Raw genomic sequence first — 16,754 nt, 5'->3', positions numbered from 1 at the left:
GGGGGGGGGGGGCGGGGGCGGCGCGCCCCCCCCCCCCGCCCCCACCACCCGGGCCCGGGGGGGCATGCCCCCCCCCCCCCGCGTCCGCCGGGGGGGGGGCCCCGGTGGGACGAAGGCTCAGCCGGCGGGTTGGCCGACCTCGTACTCGCCGTCCTCGGTCTTCACCGTGATCTTGACCTTCTTGTCCTTGCCGCCGACCTTCACGGTGCACTCGAAGGTGGTGTTCGGCTTGACCTCCTGCTCCGCGGGGCACGTCGCGCCCTCCACGTCGGAGATCTTGTAGTCGTCCTTCAGCACCCCGACGACACCGTTCTGCACGGCCGTCTGGTCGAACACCTTGGTGTTGAAGAACCCGGGCGTGACGAAACCGGTGATCCCGACGGCGGCGACCACCAGCACGACCAGCGCCACCACGACCCACAGCACCGCGCTCGACTTCTTCTGCGGCGGCTGCTGGCCGTACTGGCCGGGCTGCCCGTACGGCCCCGGCTGCTGCCCGTACGGCCCCGGCTGGCCCGGCTGGCCGAACTGCCCCGGCTGCCCGTACGGGTTCTGCTGCGGCTGCCCGTACGGGTTGGACTGCGGGTTGTTCGGGTCGTATCCGCCGGGGTACTGCTGCGGGTACGGCTGCTGCTGACCCCACTGCTGTTGCTGCTGCGACGGGTCAGGCTGCCCGTAGGGGTTGGGCTGCTGAGCGGGGAAACCACCCGACGGCGTGCCGGGGTACCCACCGCCGTAGGGCTGTTGCTGCTGGCCCCACTGCTGCTGCGGGTCGTTCCCTCCGGACGGTCCGTACGGACTGGTCATGCTCGGCCTCCGACGGTAGGTCTGGAACGGTCTGGACAAGCTGTTCACGGCTTGCGGGCGCGATCAAACCACAGGAGTGCGCACCGTACGCACCCGCCCCGCAAAGCTTTGTCAAACGGTGGCCATCGCCACCACCCCGCGGCGCAGCGCGTCGACCGCCTTCCGGGCGGCCGCGCCGACCGGATCGCCCCCTCCGACGACGTCCCGGATCTGGTCCAGGAAGTCGATCACCTGGCGGCACCACCGGACGAAGTCGCCCGCGCCCAGCTCCGCGCCGTTCTCCTCGGCGGCGGACAGCACCTTCTCCAGCGACTCGCCGCGCGCCCACCGGTACACCGCCCACGCGAACCCCGGGTCGGGCTGGCGGGTGCGGTCGAGCCGGTGCCGGCGCTCGTCGTCCTCCAACTCGGCCCACAGCCGGGCGGTGGCGGTCAACGCGTCGGACACCTTGCCGGGCGGCAGCCGCGTCTCCAGCGGGCCGTCGCGCCGCGCCTCGTACACCAGCGCGGACACGACGGCCGCCAGTTCGGCCGGGTCGAGGTCGCGCCACACGCCGTGCCGCAGGCATTCGGCGGCCAGCAGGTCGGACTCGCTGTAGAGCCGCGCGAGCCGCTTGCCGTGGGCGGTGACCTCTTCGCCGGGGCCGCTCTCCTCGGCGTGCAGGTAGCCGCGTTCGCGCAGCAGGCCGCGGATGCGGTCGAACTCGCGGGCCAGCGAGTGGGTGGTGGCGGCGACCTTGCGCTCCACCTGCTCGGTCTCGGCGAGCAGCCGGTGGTAGCGCTCGCCCCAGCGGGCGTGCTCCTCGCGCTTCTCGCAGGCGTGGCACGGGTGTGCGCGCAACGCCCGCCGCAGGGTGGCCAGTTCCGCGTCGTCGTCGGCGTTGGACCGACGCCGGCGGGTGGCGGGCGCGACGATGCCGGTGGCGCGCAGCGACGCGGCCAGGTCGCGCCGGGACTTCGGGGACCGGGTGTCGACCTGCCGGGGCAGGCGCATCTTGCCGAGCACCTCGACGGCGACGGGGAAGTCCGCCGACGACAGCCGCCCGGCCCAGCGGTCCTCGGTGACGACGAACGGCCGGGCCTCGCCGAGCGGTTCGAGGCCCGGGTCGATCACGACGGCGAGCCCGGACCGGCGGCCGGACGGCACGGCGATCACGTCGCCCTTGCGCAGCCGTTCCAGCGACGCGGCGGCCTCGGCGCGCTTGGCGGAGGTGTTCTGGCGGACCAGCGCCTTCTCCCGCTCCGCGACGCGGCGGCGCAGGGAGGCGTACTCGGTGAAGTCGCCGAGGTGGCACGTCATGGCCTCGGCGTAGCCCTGGAGCGCCTCGCGGTTGCGTTCGATGCGGCGGGCCAGGCCGACCACCGACCGGTCGGCCTGGAACTGGGCGAACGACTGCTCCAGCAGGTCGCGGGCGGCGGCCGCGCCGAGCTGGTGGACGAGGTTGACGGCCATGTTGTAGCCGGGCCGGAACGAGGACCGCAGCGGGTAGGTGCGGGTGGAGGCGAGGCCGCCGACGGCCTTGGGGTCGACGCCGGGCTGCCACACGACGACGGCGTGGCCCTCGACGTCGATGCCGCGCCGCCCGGCGCGCCCGGTGAGCTGGGTGTACTCGCCGGGGGTGAGGTCGACGTGCGCTTCGCCGTTGTACTTGACGAGCTTTTCCAGCACGACGGTGCGGGCGGGCATGTTGATGCCCAGCGCGAGGGTTTCGGTGGCGAACACGACCTTCACCAGGCCGCGCACGAACAGCTCCTCGACGGTTTCCTTGAACGCGGGCAGCAGGCCGGCGTGGTGGCTCGCGATGCCGCGTTCCAGCGCCTCGCGCCACTCCCAGTAGCCGAGCACCATGAGGTCGCCCTGCGGGAGGTCCTTGGTCTTCTCCTCGATGACCTCGCGGATCTGCTCGACCTCGTCGGCGGAGTTGAGGCGCAGGCCGGCGCGGACGCACTGGGTGACGGCGGCGTCGCAGCCGGCGCGGCTGAAGACGAAGTCGATGGCGGGCAGCAGGCCCGCGCCGTCGAGGCGCTGCACGATGTCGACGCGGGACGGCGGTTTGAAGCCGGAGCCGCGGGGTGGCCGGCCGCGCTGGTCCTTGTTGTTGCGGCCGCGGCTCCACGGCACGTGGAAGCGGGACAGGTCGTCGGTGTGGCGCAGCAGTTGCGGGTTGATGCGGTTGTGCCCGTCGGGGCCGTCGCCCGCGAAGAGGTCCATCATGCGGCCGCCGGCGAGCATGTGCTGCCACAGCGGCACGGGCCGGTGCTCGTCCACGACGACGGTGGTGTCGCCGCGCACCTCGACGAGCCACTCGCCGAACTCCTCGGCGTTGCTGACGGTGGCGGACAGGCCGACGAGGCGGACGGACTCGGGCAGGTGCAGGATCACCTCCTCCCACACCGGGCCGCGGAACCGGTCGGCCAGGTAGTGGATCTCGTCCATCACCACGTAGGCGAGGCCCGTGAGGGTGGAGGAGCCGGCGTAGAGCATGTTGCGCAGCACCTCGGTGGTCATGACGACGATGGGCGCGTCGCCGTTGACCGACGTGTCGCCGGTGAGCAGGCCGACCTTGCCGGCGCCGTAGCGGGCGACGAGGTCGGCGTACTTCTGGTTCGACAGCGCCTTGATCGGTGTCGTGTAGAAGCACTTGCTGCCCTCGGACAGCGCGAGGTGCACGGCGAACTCGCCGACGACGGTCTTGCCGGCGCCGGTGGGCGCGCAGACCAGCACGCCGTGCCCGTCCTCCAGCGCCTCGCAGGCGCGTTGCTGGAACGGGTCGAGTTCGAAGGAGAGGACCCCCAGGAAGTCGGCCAGCTTGGGCCGGGAGGCGCGGCGGCGGAAGTCCGCGTACGAGTCGGCGGGAGACCGCGAAGTGCTTGACACCTGTCCAGGCTGTCACACGGGGCCGACAAAATCGCTTCAGATCCGCACCGGGATCGGACGAGCTTCTTTTAATCAACACTGAAGCTATAAAGACCACCGGTACTCGGGGTGCGGCACACTCGTCCGACGTGGAGGCGATTCCGTTGGCGGAGGGCGACCTCCGGTGGGTGTTCCCGGACCTGGTCGACGTGGACCCCGTGCTGGACCGGCTGCGGCGGGCGGGCGCGCGGGTCGAGCGGCTGGCGGTCCGGCTGGGCAGACCGGGCACCGGCCTGGTGTTCGACCACCTGCCCGGCGCGCCCTACGCCGGGCTGTCGGCGCTGGCCGAGATCGACGAGGTGGCGTTCCGGGTGCACGTGTCGCTGCCGCGCGACCCGCACCGCGACGTGGTCTCCCCGCCGCCGCCGTGGCAGGTGGAGGGCGAGATCTCGGTCCGCTGCGACGCGATCCGGGACTGCGGCAGGCACGAGATCGAGACGGTCGAGTCGGCGCACGACACGCCGTTGGCCGCGGCCGACGGGGTGTTGGCGGTGGCCGGGTGGCTGTGGGACCGCGGCACGTCCGAGCCGCACGCGTCGTGGCGCAGGCGGGACGTGCTCAGCCACCACCGGTGACGGCGGTGAGGGCGTTCGGCACGCACGTCGTGGTCAGCGGCACGGCCGACAGCCGTTCGCCGTCGGCGTAGGCGGTCCAGGGCGGCCCGGACAGGCGCGCGGACCGGGCGCGCAGGGTGCGCACGGCCGGGTGGTCGACGTGCCGCCCGGTGCGCAGCGTGGGCAGCATCCGCAGCAGGGTGCGCCGCGGCGCGGCGCGCACCACGGTGAGGTCGAACAGGCCGTCGGTCGCGTCGGCGTCGGGGCACACCGGGATGCCGCCGCCGTAGCTGGTGGTGTTGCCGACCGCGATCAGCAGCGCGTCCAGTTCCAGCACGTCGTCGTCGGTCTCGACGGTGAGCCGGCGGGGGCGCAGCGCGGCCAGCTCGGCCAGGATCGCCAGGTCGTAGCGGCGCGGTCCGGCGGGCCAGCGCATCGCGTTCGCGCGCTCGTTGACGGCGGAGTCGAAGCCCGCGCACAGCACGGTGGCGAACCAGGGGCCGCCCTCCACGCGCCCGAGGTCGAGGGTGCGGCGGGCGCCGCCGGCGAGGGCGAGGGCCACGTCGTCCACCGAGTGGGTGCCCAGGGCGCCGGCCAGGTCGTTGCCGGTGCCGGCGGGCACGACGGCGAGCGCGGTCGGCGACTGGGCGCACGCCTGCACGGCGAGGTGCGCGCCGCCGTCGCCGCCGAGGACCACCAGCACGTCCACGCCGTCGTCCACGGCGCGGCGCGCGGCCTCGGCGGTGCCTTCGGCGGTCGCCCCCACGTGCAGGTCGAGCCGGTCGACCACGGCGCGCAGCCGTTCGGCGACGGTGCCCGCCATGCGCGCGGCCCTGCCCTTGCCCGAGGCGGGGCACACCAGCAGGGCCGCCCGCGTTGACGTCGACATGGTCGGGAAGCCTACAAAGGCGTCACCTGATCGAGCGGTTCCGTTCAGGTGACGTCGTCGTAGCGCACCCGCCCCGGAGGCTCCGGCGTGGGCTGCGTGCCCGAACTCGGCACCGGATCGGGTGACGGGTCCTCCACGACCGAGGGCGTGTAGTCGAACGGCGCGGCCACGTCGTCCGGCAGCTCGTCCAGGCCCTCCGCCTTCCGCCGGCGCTCGACCCGGCGGTCGTGCACCCGGGCGATCTGGATGGCCACCTCGAACAGCAGCACGAGCGCGACCGCGAGGGCCACCATCGAGATCGGCTCGGTGCCCGGCGTCGCGAACGCGGCGAAGACGAACAGGCCGAACACGATGCCGCGCCGCCACTTGTTCAGCTTCTCGTAGCTCAGCACGCCGACCTGGTTGAGCATCACCACGATCAGCGGCAGCTCGAAGCTCACGCCGAAGATCAGCAGCAGCGCCATGACGAAGCTGACGTACTCGCCCGCCGTGAGCGCGGTGATGAACTGCTCGTCACCGAAGCTCACCAGCACCGCCAGGCCCTGCGGCACGACGTAGAACGCCAGCGTGGCGCCCGCCACGAACAGCACGGACGCGCACGCCACGAACACGATGGCGAACCGCCGCTCCCGGGCGTACAGGCCCGGCGAGATGAACCGCCACACCTGGAACAGCCACAGCGGCGCGGTCAGCGCCATGCCCGCGCCGGCGCCGACCTTCAGCCGGATCATGAAGACCTCGAACGGCTTGGTCTGGAGCAGCTGGCAGCCCTGCCCCGCCTGGGTCAGCCGCTGGGTCTCCGGGATCCCGCAGTACGGGTCGACCACGATCGCCCCGAGGTCCGGCAGGCCGAAGAACCGCACGTCCCACCAGATGAAGCCGAAGATCGCGCCGAGCACGATGAACAGCAGCGCCAGACCCAGGCGGTGCCGGAGGTCGTAGAGGTGGTCCTTCAACGACATGGTGCCGTCCGGGTTGCCCCGACGACTCGTGATCTTGCGGCGTTCCCGGCGCTGGGCCCACCACCGGGCCGGACTTGCCCCCACCGTGCGGACCGTCCTTACGCTCTCGTTGACGCGGCTTAGTTGGTGTTCTGCTTGTTCTGCGCGGGCTGCTCGACGGGCTGGGCCACCTGCGGCTGCACCGGCTGCGGCTGGGCCACCTGGGGCTGCGCGACCTGGGGCTGGACGACGGGCTGCTGGGCGACCGGCTGCTGGACCACCTGCGGCTGGGCCGGCGGCAGCTGCTGCGGCGCGGGCTGCGGCACGGCGGTCTGCTGGGCGGCCTGCTGCTGCGGCTCGTCGTCGCTGCGCAGACCCTTGGTCTCGGCCTTGAGGATCTTCGCGGAACGGCCGAGGGAGCGCGCCATGTCGGGCAGCTTCTTCGCGCCGAAGAGCAGAATGATCACCACGGCGATGATGATCAGCTCGGTAGGTCCGAGGTTAGGCACCGTTGTCCTCCTGTCTCCCCCGGTCCACCGATGGTACGCGGGGCTTGCCCTGGCGGGCGTGATCCGGACGCCGTTGCGCGACGGCCACCCCGAGCGCGGCGAACCGCGCCCGCAGCAGACCGACGCCGTCGCCGACCCTGTCACCCACCAGACTGCTGGCGGCGCGGAAGCGGCGCAAGGACCCGATGACCCGGAACGCGGTCAGGACCAGCACGACCACCCCGAGGACGATCAACACCAGGATCGGCAAGTACGGCACGGGACCCACCGTACTTGCCCTAGGTTGCCGGGAGGTGATCCGCCCGGCGCAACGCCGCCTCCGCCTGCCGGGCCACCTCCGCCACCAGGTCGGGCGGCTGCTCCACGTGCACCTCGCCGCCCAGGCCGAGCAGCAGCCGGACCATCCAGGCGGTGTCGGCGTACCGCATGAGCACCCTGGCCCGGCCCTCGGGCAGCTCGACCAGGCCGTCCGTCGGGTAGTACTCGGCCACCCAGCGGGCGTCGGGTTCGAGCACCAGCACGGCCGTGCGCTGCGACGGGTCGGGCTGGAACAGCCCCTCGGAGGTGTCGGTGGGCGTCGCGTGGGGCGGCGGGGCGGCCGGCTCGTCCAGCACGTCCACCGCGTCGATCCGGTCGAGCCGGAACAGCCGCACGCCGTCCGCCGCGCGGCACCACGCCTCCAGGTAGCCGCGGCCGTCCACGAGCAGCATCCGCATCGGGTCCACGACGCGTTCGGTGACCTCGTCCCGGGACGGGGTGTAGTAGCGCAGGTGCAGGGCGCGACCGCGGCGGACGCCGTCCGACACCGCGTCGCGCACGCGGGCGGTCTCGGGGGCCTCGCGCAGGGCCAGGCCCACGGCCACGCCGGCGGGCTGCGCCTGCCCGACCGCGGCCTCGATCTTGGCCACCGCGCGCTGCACCGCGGCCTGGTCGGCGACGCCGGGCGTCTCGGCCAACGCGCGCAGCGCCACCAGCAGCGACGTCGCCTCCGCGGCGGTCAGCCGCAGCGGCCTGCTCATGCCCGCGTCGAACGTCACGGTCACCGTGTCGCCCTCGAACGACAGGTCGATCAGGTCGCCCGGCCCGTAGCCGGGCAGGCCGCACATCCACAGCAGTTCGAGGTCCTTGCGGATCTGCTTGGGCGTGACCTCGAAGTCGGCGGCGACCTCGTCGATCGGGATGCCGGGGCGGGCCAGCAGGTAGGGCACCAGGGCGAGCAGCCGGGGCAGCCGGTCGGTGGCGGCGTTCACGCGCGCACCCCCGCACTGCGCAGCGCGCCCAGCAGCTTCTCCCGCACCGTCTTGGCCAGCACCTCGGGCTCCAGCACCACCACGTCCGGGCCGAAGCCCGCGATCCAGGTCGCCGCCGAGTCGGGGAACCGCAGCTCGATCTCCAGCAGGTCGCCCGGCTCGCCGTCGAACGTCCGCTCCCCCAGCACGCGGGCCCGCCGGCGCACCCCTTGCGCCCGCCCCTTGGCCACCCACAGGCGCGCCGTGGCGGGCGCCTGGTCGCCGGCGGGCTGGTTGCGGACCACGAACGACAGCAGGTCGAACTGCTCGGGGGACCGCACCTCGCCCGGTTTGCCCAGGGCGCGCACGTCGCCGACGATCCGGGACAGCCGGAAGCAGCGGGGCGCGTCGCGGTCGCGGTCGTGCCCGACGAGGTACCACCGGCCGCGCCAGGCGACCACGCCCCACGGCTCGACGGTGCGGGTGCGGACCTCGACCGGGGCCGGGCGGCGGTAGTCGAACTCGACCACGCGCCCCTCCCGCACGGCCGCGAGCAGCGGCGGGAACGCCGGTTCGGTGGTGCGGACCTTCGGCTCGACCGGCACGTGCACGTCCTGGTCGACGTCCACGCCCGCGGCGCGGAGCTTGATGAGCGCGCCGTGGGCCGCGCCGGTGAACTGGGGCGAGTCCCACAGCCGGGCGGCCAGGGCCACGGCGGCGGCCTCGTCGGGCTCCAGGTCGATGTCGCCCAGCTCGTAGTCGCGGCGGGCGATGCGGTACCCGTCGATCGCGTCGAAGCCCGCGCTGCGGCCGGTCTCCAGCGGCACGCCGAGGTCGCGCAGCTCGGTCTTGTCGCGTTCGAACATGCGGAAGAACGCCTCGTCCGTCGGGGCGTCGGCATAGCCGGGGACGATGGCGCGGATGCGCTCGGCGGTCAGGTACTGCCGGGTCGACAGCAGGCACAGCACCAGGTTGACGAGCCGTTCGGCACGTGCGATGGCCACACCGGAACCCTAACCCCGGACGAACGCCGGATGACGCCGTCCCCGTCCGGAACGCGGGTGAATGGTCCATTCAGCCGATTGCCGAGGGGTGCCGCATTCCGGGTCAGGTGGCTCTGCGATGTCCTGAGCAGGGAAAACGATTGATCAGCCGATGTCCGGTCGCGCGGTGAAGTCGAGTCAGGCCGGTGGCGGTGGGTCGGTCGGGGGCGGTCGGGGCCGGTCGCGGCTCCCGACCGCCGCCGACCGGTCAGCCGCCGATCGCGGTGAGGCCGGCCCGCGCGAAGCGCTCGTCCAGGTCCCCGCTGGGCGCGCCGCCGACCCCGATGCCCGCGACCGGCGCGCCGTCCGCCACCACGGGCACGCCACCGGCCAGGAACAACGTGCCGGGGATGTCCCGCAGCGTCGCGCCCGCGCCGGTCACCCGCCCGGCCAGCTCCGACGTCGGCGCGTTGAACGACACCGACGTGAACGCCTTGCGCCGCGCCGACTCCTCCGTCTGCGGCCCCGCGCCGTCGCCGTGCAGCAGCACGACCACGTCGCCGCCCCGATCCACCACGGCGACGGTGACCCGCTGCCCCTCCTTCTCGGCCGCGTCCAGCGCCGCCCGGGCCGCCCGCACGGCGGCGTCGACGGTGATGGTCGTCGCCGTCCGCACCGCGACCCGGCTGCGCCCGTGCTGCTGGTCGGCCACCGCGTACCCGCCGGCGCCCGCCAGGGACACCGCCACCAGCACCGCGATCGTGGTCCTGCGCATCGCCACACCCTCCTCGTCGGTTCCTTCCGGGTTCGAGCCTCGCCGCCCCGCGCCGCCGCGACCTGGTGGTTCCGGTTGAACCGGGTTCAACCCATCGGTTGACCCCACGCGCCGCGGCCTGGCCTAGGGTCGGCCCCGTGTGGCTGCACCGGGCGATGCACGCGGGCTTCTACGTGCTGCTGACGGCGTCGGCGGCGCGGTACGTCGCGTACCACGGCGTCGCGCCCGCCGTGCTGGTCACGGCCGTCCTGCTGGGCGTGGCCTACCCGTTCGGCGTGCGGTGGACGGCCGCGCTGCCGGCCGTGCTGGCGCTGTGGCTGGTGGTGTCGTGGGCGGCCCCGAGCTTCGGCTGGTGCGCGATCCCGCTGTTCTTCCAGTGCCTGCGGCAGCTCCGGCCGCGGGTGGCGGTCCCGCTGGCCGCCGTGCTGACGGTCGCGGTGGTGTCGGCGCAGGTCCGGTTGGCCGACGTGGCGGAGCCGAGCCTGGTGCTCGGCCCGGTCGGGGTCGCGGTGATCACCGCGGCGGTGTTCTTCGACCGGCGCCGGCTGCTGCGCCGGGCGGGCGCGCTGGAGGAGCGGCAGCGGCTGGCGCGGGACATCCACGACACGCTGGCGCAGGGCCTGTCCAGCATCGTGCTGCTGCTGGAGCTGGGCGACACCGCCCGGGCCCGCGAGGTGGCCAGGGACAACCTCGCCGAGGCGCGCCGGTTCGTCCGCGACCTGTCGCCGTTGCAGGGCCGCACGCTGACCGGGGCGTTGCGCGCCCTGTGCGACCGGGTCGAGGTGGAGGGCGAGCCGTACCCGCTGCCGGTGCCGGTGGAGGTGGCGTTGCTGCGGGTCGCGCAGGGCGCGCTGGCCAACGTGCGGGAGCACGCCGACGCCACCACCGCCGTGGTCACGCTGACGTACCTGGGCGACGCGATGACGCTGGACGTGCGCGACGACGGCCGCGGGTTCGACCCGGCGGCGGTCCGCCCCGAGCCGGGGCGCGGCTACGGGCTGGACGCGATCCGCGACCGGGTCGCCGAGCTGGGCGGCACGATGACGGTGGAGAGCGCGCCGGGCGAGGGCACGGCGCTGGCCGTGAGCGTGCCGACGCCGTGACCGGGCGGCTGCGGGTGCTGGTGGTGGACGACCACCCGGTGGCCCGGTTCGGCCTGGCCGGGCTGCTGGCCCGCGACTTCGAGGTGGTCGCCGAGGCGGCCACGGGCGAGGACGCGGTGCGGCTGGCCGCGACGCGGGACGTGGACGTGGTGCTGATGGACCTGCGGCTGGGCGCGGGGATCGACGGCGTGGAGGCCACCCGGCGCGTCCGCGCGCTGCCGGACCCGCCGCAGGTCGTGGTGCTGACCACGTACGACTCGGACGCGGACGTGGTGCGGGCGGTCGAGGCGGGCGCGACGGGCTACCTGCTCAAGGACTGCCCGCCCGAGGAGCTGGCGGCCGCGGTCCGCCAGGCGTCCGCGGGCCGGACCGTGCTGTCGCCCGACATCGCCCGCCGGCTGCTGCGGCCGGCGCAGGCGCCCGCGGTCACCCGCCGCGAGGTGCAGATCCTCGACCACCTCGGCCGCGGCCTGTCGAACCGGGAGATCGCCAGGGCGTTGTTCATCAGCGAGGCGACGGTGAAGACGCACCTGGTGCGGATCTTCGCGAAGCTGGGCGTGGACACCCGGACGGCGGCCGTGCGGACCGCCGTGGAGCTGAAGCTGATCCGCCTCAGCTCCCGGTGAGCACCCCGTCGGGCAGGCCGGGCACGTCCGGCCGCAGCCAGATCGGCCGCCAGTCGGGCAGCTCGTGGTAGCGGCGCAGCTCGGCCACGCCCGACAGCCAGCCCGCCCACGCCCCGTACGGCGGCCGGCCGGTGTCGAACCCGCTCTGCACGAACGTCAGCCGGGTGCCGCCGCCGGACTCGGCCAGCTCCCAGGTCGACACCATGCCGCCCCAGTCGATGCCCATGCGCCGGTCGGGTTCGAAGTCGACCACCTTCGCGGGCTGCGGGTTCGCGTCGAAGCCGCCCATGGCGACCCGGCCACCCTCCCACGCCTCGATGTCGATCTTCGCGCCGAACCAGCGGGAGTACTGCTCGGCGTCGACCAGGGACCGGGCGACCGCGGCGACCGGCGCGTCGATGAGCACCTCGCCGCGCATCTCGACCGTGGTGAAGTCGACCTTCGGGGTGAGCGGGCGGCCTTCGAGGTGGTCGACCAGGTTGGCCAGCGCCAGGCACCAGTAGGTGTAGAGGTAGCCGAGCACGCCGACCTCGGCGACGGCCGCCTCCCAGCCGGGGAAGTGGCTCTGCGACAGCGTGACCACGGTGCCGTCGTCGGTCGCGGACCAGCCGATCGCGACCGAGGTGTCCTCGCCGCCCACGTGCCAGTCGAACCGCAGCGAGTGCTCGTCCACGTGCCGCAGGACCTGGTGCGGCGCGTCGCCCTCCGGGGTGTGGCGGCCCCAGAACTCGAACCGGTCGGGCAGCTCCACGGCCGCGTGCTCGGCCAGCCACGCGCGCAGCTCGGCGGCGTCGGTCACGGCCCGGCGCACCCGGTCGACGGGCGCGGTGGTGCGGGCGCGAAGGACCACGGTCTCACTCATCGGTCTCCTCCTCCTTCGGGTAGCACGCCACGGCCAGGCGGAAGGCGTCGCCCTCCGCGCCGCCGTAGCGGCTGAACAGGTCCTGCAGGGTCGTCCTCAGCTCGTCGAAGAACCGCTGCCGCTGGTCGGGGCGGACCCGGATCTCGCCCGACACGCCCAGCGACGGCAGCTCGGGCCTGGTGCGGTCCAGGCCCGCGATGTCCGCCTGGACCCGTTCCACCAGGTCCAGCAGGTAACCCAGGCTCAGCTCGTCCTGCGCGCGGCGCAGCCCGAGCCGGCCGACCAGCGCGGGCGACAGCCAGTACGACCGCGCGCCGGCCTGGTACACGCCCTCGCTGATGCCGCGCACCCGCCGCTCGTCCACGCGGGTCACCAGACCGGCTTCGACCAGGCGTTTCACGTGGTAGTAGACCCGCTGCGGGGTCTGGTCGAGCGCGGCGGCCACCTCGGTGCACGACTTCGGCTCGGCCAACTGCCGCAGCACCTCGATGCGCTGCGGCTTGAGCAGCGCCTCGGCCTGCTCGATCTGCTCCAGGTACAGGACGTCTCTCATCGCAAAAATCATCCTGTACGTAAAAACCTGTTTTGTCAATCGGGCCGGGGAAACCCCGGGCCGCCCTCGGCCCGGGGTCCGCCGCTCGCCCTACAGCGAGGAGATGAGCCGCTCCACGCGCTCGTCCACGGCGCGGAACGGGTCCTTGCACAGCACGGTGCGCTGCGCCTGGTCGTTGAGCTTCAGGTGCACCCAGTCGACGGTGAAGTCGCGGCCCGCGGCCTGCGCGGCGGCGATGAAGTCGCCGCGCAGCTTGGCCCGCGTGGTCTGCGGCGGGGTGTCCTTGGCGGCCTCGATCTCGCCGTCGTCGGTGACCCGCTCGACCTGGTCCTTGCGCTGGAGCAGGTCGAAGATGCCCCGGCCGCGGCGGATGTCGTGGTAGGCGAGGTCGAGCTGGGCGATGCGCGGGTTGGACAGGTCCATGCCGTGCTTGGCCTGGTAGCGCTCCATCAGCCGGTACTTGATGGCCCAGTCGATCTCGCGGTCGATCTTGGACAGGTCCTCGGACTCGACCGCGTCCAACGTGCGGCCCCACAGCTCCAGCACCCGCTCCGCCATGGGGTCCGGCGCGCGCTTGGCCACGTGCTCCACCGCGCGCTCGTAGTACTCCCGCTGGATGTCCAGCGCCGACGCCTCCTTGCCGCCCGCCAGCCGCACGGTGCGCCTGCCGGTGAGGTCGTGGCTGATCTCGCGGATGGCGCGGATCGGGTTGTCCAGGCTGAAGTCGCGGAACTGCACGCCCTGTTCGATCATCTCCAGCACGAGGTTGGCGCTGCCCACCTTGAGCAGCGTGGTCACCTCGGACATGTTCGAGTCGCCGACGATGACGTGGAGCCTGCGGTAGCGCTCGGCGTCGGCGTGCGGCTCGTCGCGGGTGTTGATGATCGGCCGGGACCGGGTGGTGGCGCTGGACACGCCCTCCCAGATGTGCTCGGCCCGCTGCGACAGGCAGTAGACCGCTCCGCGCGGCGTCTGGAGCACCTTGCCCGCGCCGCAGATGAGCTGCCTGGTCACCAGGAACGGCAGCAGGACGTCGGCGATGCGGGAGAACTCCCCCGCCCGCGCGACCAGGTAGTTCTCGTGGCAACCGTAGGAGTTGCCCGCGGAGTCGGTGTTGTTCTTGAACAGGAAGATGTCTCCCCCGATGCCCTCGTCGGCGAGCCTGCGCTCGGCATCGACGAGCAGGTCCTCGAGGATCCGCTCACCAGCCTTGTCATGCGTGACGAGCTGGGCGAGGTCGTCGCATTCCGCCGTGGCGTACTCGGGGTGCGAGCCCACGTCCAGGTAGAGCCGAGAGCCGTTGCGCAGGAAGACGTTCGACGAGCGTCCCCACGAGACGACCCGGCGGAACAGATAACGCGCGACCTCATCCGGGGACAGCCTGCGCTGCCCGTGGAAGGTGCAGGTCACCCCGAACTCAGTCTCAATGCCGAAGATCCGCCGCTGCATCCCTCAACAGTAGGCGCATTCGGAGCTTTCCTCAGTGATCCAATCGGGCGTCACGCCGTTTTCGCGGATAACGTTCTCATGTGCTCCGACGAGTGAACCGCCTGGACATGACCCTGATGAGCCGTTCCGCGGCGCTGCGCGCCTCACCGGTGGACGCCGGTTTGAAGCGATTGTCCCGGGCCGCCAACCACAGCGCGTTGTGGCTCGTGATCGCCGCCGTGCTGGCCGTGCGCAAGGGCGTGACCAGGCGCGCGGCGCTGCGCGGGGTGGCCGCGATCGGCGGCGCGAGCTTCACCGCGAGCCTCGTGGCCAAGCGCCTGTTCCCGCGCCGCCGGCCCGCCGCCGACCTGCTGCTCGTGCCCCGGCGGCTGACCCGTCGGCCCACGTCGTCGTCGTTCCCGTCCGGTCACGCGGCGTCGGCGGCGGCGTTCACCACGGCGGTGGCGATGGAGTCGCCCGCGCTGGCGGCGGCGGTCGCGCCGGTCGCGGCGGCGGTGGCGTACTCGCGGGTGCACACGGGCGTGCACTGGCCGTCCGACGTGGCCGCGGGCGCCGCGATCGGGGCGGGCGCGGCCCTGCTGACCAGGCGTTGGTGGCCGCTGGGGCGCACCGAGCCCGCGTCGGCGCGCGAGCACCACGCGGCGGACGCCCTGGTCGACGGCGAGGGGCTGGTGGTCGTGGTGAACCCCAGCGCCGGGCTGGGCGCGGACGACCCGACCGAGGATCTGCTGCGCACCTGGCCCAAGGCCACGATCGTGGGAATCGAGGATCTCGACACGGTGATCGCCGATCACGCTCCGCGTGCGCTGGGGGTGGCGGGCGGTGACGGGTCGGTGGCCGCGGTCGCGGCGCTGGCGGCGGCGAACCGGCTGCCGCTGGCCCTGGTGCCCGCCGGGACGCTGAACCACTTCGCCCGCGACGTGGGCGTGCGGGGCCTGGCGGACACCGCGCGGGCCGTCGCGGACGGCGACGCCGTGCTGGTCGACCTGGCCGCGGTGTCGGTGGACGGCTCCGGGCCGCGCTGGTTCGTCAACACCGCGAGCCTCGGCGGCTACCCGGACATGGTGCGGCTGCGCGAGCAGCTCCAGGACCGGTGGGGCAAGTGGCCCGCGGCGGCGATCGCGCTGGCCCGCGTGCTGCGCACGTCCCGGCCGCTGCGGGTGGAGCTGAACGGCGAGCCGCACCTGGTGTGGATGCTGTTCGTCGGCAACGGCCCGTACCGGCCGAAGGGCTTCGCGCCGACCATGCGGCCGGCCCTCGACGCGGGCCTGATGGACGTGCGGTACATCCGCGCCGACACCCGGTTCTCGCGTGCCCGGTTCTTCCTCGGCGCGCTGCTCGGGTCCCTGCACCGCAGCCGCACCTACCGGCACCTGGAGACGCGGTGGCTGGACGTGCGGCTGCGCGACGGCGAGGTGGCGATCGCGACGGACGGCGAGGTGGGGCCGACCGGCGCGGTCTTCGAGTTCCGGTCCCGGCCGGCCGCCCTGGCCGTCTACCGACCCCGAGGATAGGTTGACTCCGTCAACGGTTCTGTTGAGGGAGTCAACGATGACGGTCGCGGACGTCCGCGCGTTCACCCGCTTCTACACCCGCGTGATCGGCCTGCTGGACCGCGGCTACCTGGACTCGCCCTACTCGGTGACCGAGGCCCGGGTGCTGTTCGAGCTGGCCTCGGGGCCGTGCGAGGTCCCCGACCTGCGCGCCGCGCTGGGCCTGGACGCCGGCTACCTCAGCCGCATCCTGACCGCCTTCGACCGCGACGGCCTGGTCACCCGCACGCCGGCCGAGCGCGACCAGCGCCGCCACGTCGTCGCCCTCACCCCGCGCGGCGAGTCGGTGTTCGCCGAGTTGAACGCCCGTTCCGACGTCGAGATCGGCAAGCTGCTCGACGGCGTGCCGCCCTCGGACCGGGACGCGCTGGTGGCGTCCATGCGGAAGGTGGAACGGCTGCTCACGGGCGCGCCCCGGGCGTACCTGCTGCGGCCGTTGCGGCCCGGCGACCTGGGGTGGGTGGTGAACCGCCACGGCGTGCGGTACGCGGAGGAGTGCGGGTTCGACCGGACCTTCGAGGCGCTGGTGGCGCGGGTCGCGGGCGAGTTCGGGGAGCGCCACCTGCCCGACCGCGAGGCGGCGTGGATCGCCGAGGTCGACGGCGAGCCGGTCGGATCGGTCTTCTGCGTGCGGGTGGACGACCGCACCGCCAAGCTGCGCCTGCTGCTGGTCGAGCCCGCCGCGCGCGGCCTGGGCATCGGCGGGCGGCTGGTGGACGAGTGCCTCGCCTTCGCCCGCCGCGCCGGGTACGAGCGGGTGGTGCTGTGGACCGTGGCGGGGCTGGCGGCCTCGCGGCACCTCTACGAGAGGGCCGGGTTCACCCTGGAGACGAGCGCGCCCGAGCACCTGTTCGGGCGTGACGTCGAGGCGCAGACCTGGGCGCTGGACCTGTGACGCGCACCGGGGGGGGGGGCGGGCGCGGGGGCGCGGGGGCGGGCGGGGGCGCGGCCCCCCGCGGGGGGGTGGGGGGTGGTGGGAGCGGGGGTGTGTCGCGAGAGAGAGGC

General features: G+C 73.6%; 17 protein-coding genes. 5 read left to right on the top strand and 12 right to left on the bottom strand.

All coding sequences use genetic code 11. From position 1 onward, the window contains the following. Positions 1-117: 117 nt before the first annotated feature. Positions 118-807, bottom strand: a complete 690-nt coding sequence (locus ACFXGA_RS23870) for a DUF4333 domain-containing protein (RefSeq protein WP_378091201.1) — start codon at positions 805-807, stop codon at positions 118-120. Between the two features lie 111 nt (positions 808-918). Beyond that, on the bottom strand, positions 919-3,684 hold the full coding sequence (locus tag ACFXGA_RS23865) for a DEAD/DEAH box helicase (RefSeq protein WP_378091199.1): 2,766 nt from the start codon (positions 3,682-3,684) through the stop codon (positions 919-921). 128 nt (positions 3,685-3,812) lie between these two features. Between ACFXGA_RS23865 and ACFXGA_RS23860 the strand changes: the two genes are divergently transcribed. Then, positions 3,813-4,298, top strand: coding sequence for a hypothetical protein (locus tag ACFXGA_RS23860; RefSeq protein WP_378091197.1), 486 nt, complete (start codon positions 3,813-3,815; stop codon positions 4,296-4,298). On the opposite strand, the gene ACFXGA_RS23855 is transcribed toward ACFXGA_RS23860, so the two are convergent. From ACFXGA_RS23855 to ACFXGA_RS23825, 7 genes are all read right to left on the bottom strand, one after another. Then, the gene (locus ACFXGA_RS23855) at positions 4,282-5,166 is read right to left on the bottom strand and encodes a diacylglycerol/lipid kinase family protein (RefSeq protein WP_378091195.1); all 885 of its coding nucleotides are present in this window, start codon (positions 5,164-5,166) and stop codon (positions 4,282-4,284) included. The two genes, ACFXGA_RS23860 and ACFXGA_RS23855, sit on opposite strands and share 17 nt — an antisense overlap. A gap of 44 nt (positions 5,167-5,210) precedes the next feature. Beyond that, positions 5,211-6,128 carry a twin-arginine translocase subunit TatC gene (tatC, locus tag ACFXGA_RS23850; protein WP_378091235.1) on the bottom strand — a complete coding sequence of 306 codons (918 nt, stop codon included), beginning with the start codon at positions 6,126-6,128 and terminating at the stop codon, positions 5,211-5,213. Positions 6,129-6,247: 119 nt separating this feature from the next. Continuing rightward, positions 6,248-6,574 carry a Sec-independent protein translocase subunit TatA gene (tatA, locus tag ACFXGA_RS23845; protein ID WP_378091193.1) on the bottom strand — a complete coding sequence of 109 codons (327 nt, stop codon included), beginning with the start codon at positions 6,572-6,574 and terminating at the stop codon, positions 6,248-6,250. 34 nt (positions 6,575-6,608) lie between these two features. Beyond that, complete coding sequence (locus tag ACFXGA_RS23840; RefSeq protein ID WP_378091191.1) at positions 6,609-6,875, bottom strand: bacteriophage holin; 267 nt, start codon at positions 6,873-6,875, stop codon at positions 6,609-6,611. 19 nt (positions 6,876-6,894) lie between these two features. Beyond that, positions 6,895-7,866, bottom strand: coding sequence for a helix-turn-helix transcriptional regulator (locus ACFXGA_RS23835; RefSeq protein WP_378091189.1), 972 nt, complete (start codon positions 7,864-7,866; stop codon positions 6,895-6,897). Next, entirely contained in the window at positions 7,863-8,849 is a 987-nt protein-coding gene (locus ACFXGA_RS23830; RefSeq protein WP_378091187.1) for a helix-turn-helix transcriptional regulator, read from the bottom strand. Before ACFXGA_RS23830 ends, ACFXGA_RS23835 begins: the two co-directional genes overlap by 4 nt. Before the next feature lie 247 nt (positions 8,850-9,096). Beyond that, the gene (locus ACFXGA_RS23825; RefSeq protein WP_378091185.1) at positions 9,097-9,603 is read right to left on the bottom strand and encodes a heme-binding protein; all 507 of its coding nucleotides are present in this window, start codon (positions 9,601-9,603) and stop codon (positions 9,097-9,099) included. Between the two features lie 137 nt (positions 9,604-9,740). On the opposite strand from ACFXGA_RS23825, the gene ACFXGA_RS23820 reads away from it, so the two are divergent. Further along, positions 9,741-10,706 carry a sensor histidine kinase gene (locus ACFXGA_RS23820; protein WP_378091183.1) on the top strand — a complete coding sequence of 322 codons (966 nt, stop codon included), beginning with the start codon at positions 9,741-9,743 and terminating at the stop codon, positions 10,704-10,706. After that, positions 10,703-11,332, top strand: a complete 630-nt coding sequence (locus ACFXGA_RS23815) for a response regulator (protein ID WP_378091181.1) — start codon at positions 10,703-10,705, stop codon at positions 11,330-11,332. Before ACFXGA_RS23820 ends, ACFXGA_RS23815 begins: the two co-directional genes overlap by 4 nt. On the opposite strand, the gene ACFXGA_RS23810 is transcribed toward ACFXGA_RS23815, so the two are convergent. From ACFXGA_RS23810 to pafA, 3 genes are all read right to left on the bottom strand, one after another. Next, entirely contained in the window at positions 11,319-12,194 is an 876-nt protein-coding gene (locus ACFXGA_RS23810) for an SRPBCC family protein (protein ID WP_378091179.1), read from the bottom strand. The two genes, ACFXGA_RS23815 and ACFXGA_RS23810, sit on opposite strands and share 14 nt — an antisense overlap. Beyond that, entirely contained in the window at positions 12,187-12,747 is a 561-nt protein-coding gene (locus tag ACFXGA_RS23805; protein ID WP_378091177.1) for an ArsR/SmtB family transcription factor, read from the bottom strand. The genes ACFXGA_RS23810 and ACFXGA_RS23805 overlap by 8 nt, the downstream gene beginning before the upstream one ends. Positions 12,748-12,837: 90 nt before the next feature. Beyond that, positions 12,838-14,196, bottom strand: a complete 1,359-nt coding sequence (gene pafA, locus ACFXGA_RS23800; RefSeq protein ID WP_378091174.1) for a Pup--protein ligase — start codon at positions 14,194-14,196, stop codon at positions 12,838-12,840. A gap of 107 nt (positions 14,197-14,303) precedes the next feature. On the opposite strand from pafA, the gene ACFXGA_RS23795 reads away from it, so the two are divergent. Together ACFXGA_RS23795 and ACFXGA_RS23790 are read left to right on the top strand one after the other, a co-directional pair. Next, positions 14,304-15,710 (top strand): bifunctional phosphatase PAP2/diacylglycerol kinase family protein, encoded by a 1,407-nt coding sequence (locus tag ACFXGA_RS23795; RefSeq protein ID WP_378091233.1) that lies wholly within the window; start codon positions 14,304-14,306, stop codon positions 15,708-15,710. Positions 15,711-15,747: 37 nt separating this feature from the next. Next, positions 15,748-16,644 carry a GNAT family N-acetyltransferase gene (locus ACFXGA_RS23790; protein ID WP_378091172.1) on the top strand — a complete coding sequence of 299 codons (897 nt, stop codon included), beginning with the start codon at positions 15,748-15,750 and terminating at the stop codon, positions 16,642-16,644. The last annotated feature ends 110 nt before the right edge of the window (positions 16,645-16,754 follow it).

Source organism: Actinosynnema sp. NPDC059335, assembly GCF_042752395.1.
In the GTDB taxonomy this organism is placed as follows: Bacteria; Actinomycetota; Actinomycetes; order Mycobacteriales; family Pseudonocardiaceae; genus Actinosynnema.
The sequence above is the reverse complement of the archived record's forward strand: the minus strand, read 5'-3'. Positions and strand labels throughout refer to the sequence as shown.

What these genes read in the sequence shown, in the direction of transcription:
- ACFXGA_RS23870 (WP_378091201.1), bottom strand. Translation starts at nt 807, where the DNA reads ATGACCAGTCCGTACGGACCGTCCGGAGGGAACGACCCGCAGCAGCAG.
- ACFXGA_RS23855 (WP_378091195.1), bottom strand. Translation starts at nt 5,166, where the DNA reads ATGTCGACGTCAACGCGGGCGGCCCTGCTGGTGTGCCCCGCCTCGGGC.
- tatC (WP_378091235.1), bottom strand. Translation starts at nt 6,128, where the DNA reads ATGTCGTTGAAGGACCACCTCTACGACCTCCGGCACCGCCTGGGTCTG.
- ACFXGA_RS23825 (WP_378091185.1), bottom strand. Translation starts at nt 9,603, where the DNA reads ATGCGCAGGACCACGATCGCGGTGCTGGTGGCGGTGTCCCTGGCGGGC.
- ACFXGA_RS23810 (WP_378091179.1), bottom strand. Translation starts at nt 12,194, where the DNA reads ATGAGTGAGACCGTGGTCCTTCGCGCCCGCACCACCGCGCCCGTCGAC.
- ACFXGA_RS23805 (WP_378091177.1), bottom strand. Translation starts at nt 12,747, where the DNA reads ATGAGAGACGTCCTGTACCTGGAGCAGATCGAGCAGGCCGAGGCGCTG.
- pafA (WP_378091174.1), bottom strand. Translation starts at nt 14,196, where the DNA reads ATGCAGCGGCGGATCTTCGGCATTGAGACTGAGTTCGGGGTGACCTGC.
- ACFXGA_RS23795 (WP_378091233.1), top strand. Translation starts at nt 14,304, where the DNA reads ATGACCCTGATGAGCCGTTCCGCGGCGCTGCGCGCCTCACCGGTGGAC.
- ACFXGA_RS23790 (WP_378091172.1), top strand. Translation starts at nt 15,748, where the DNA reads ATGACGGTCGCGGACGTCCGCGCGTTCACCCGCTTCTACACCCGCGTG.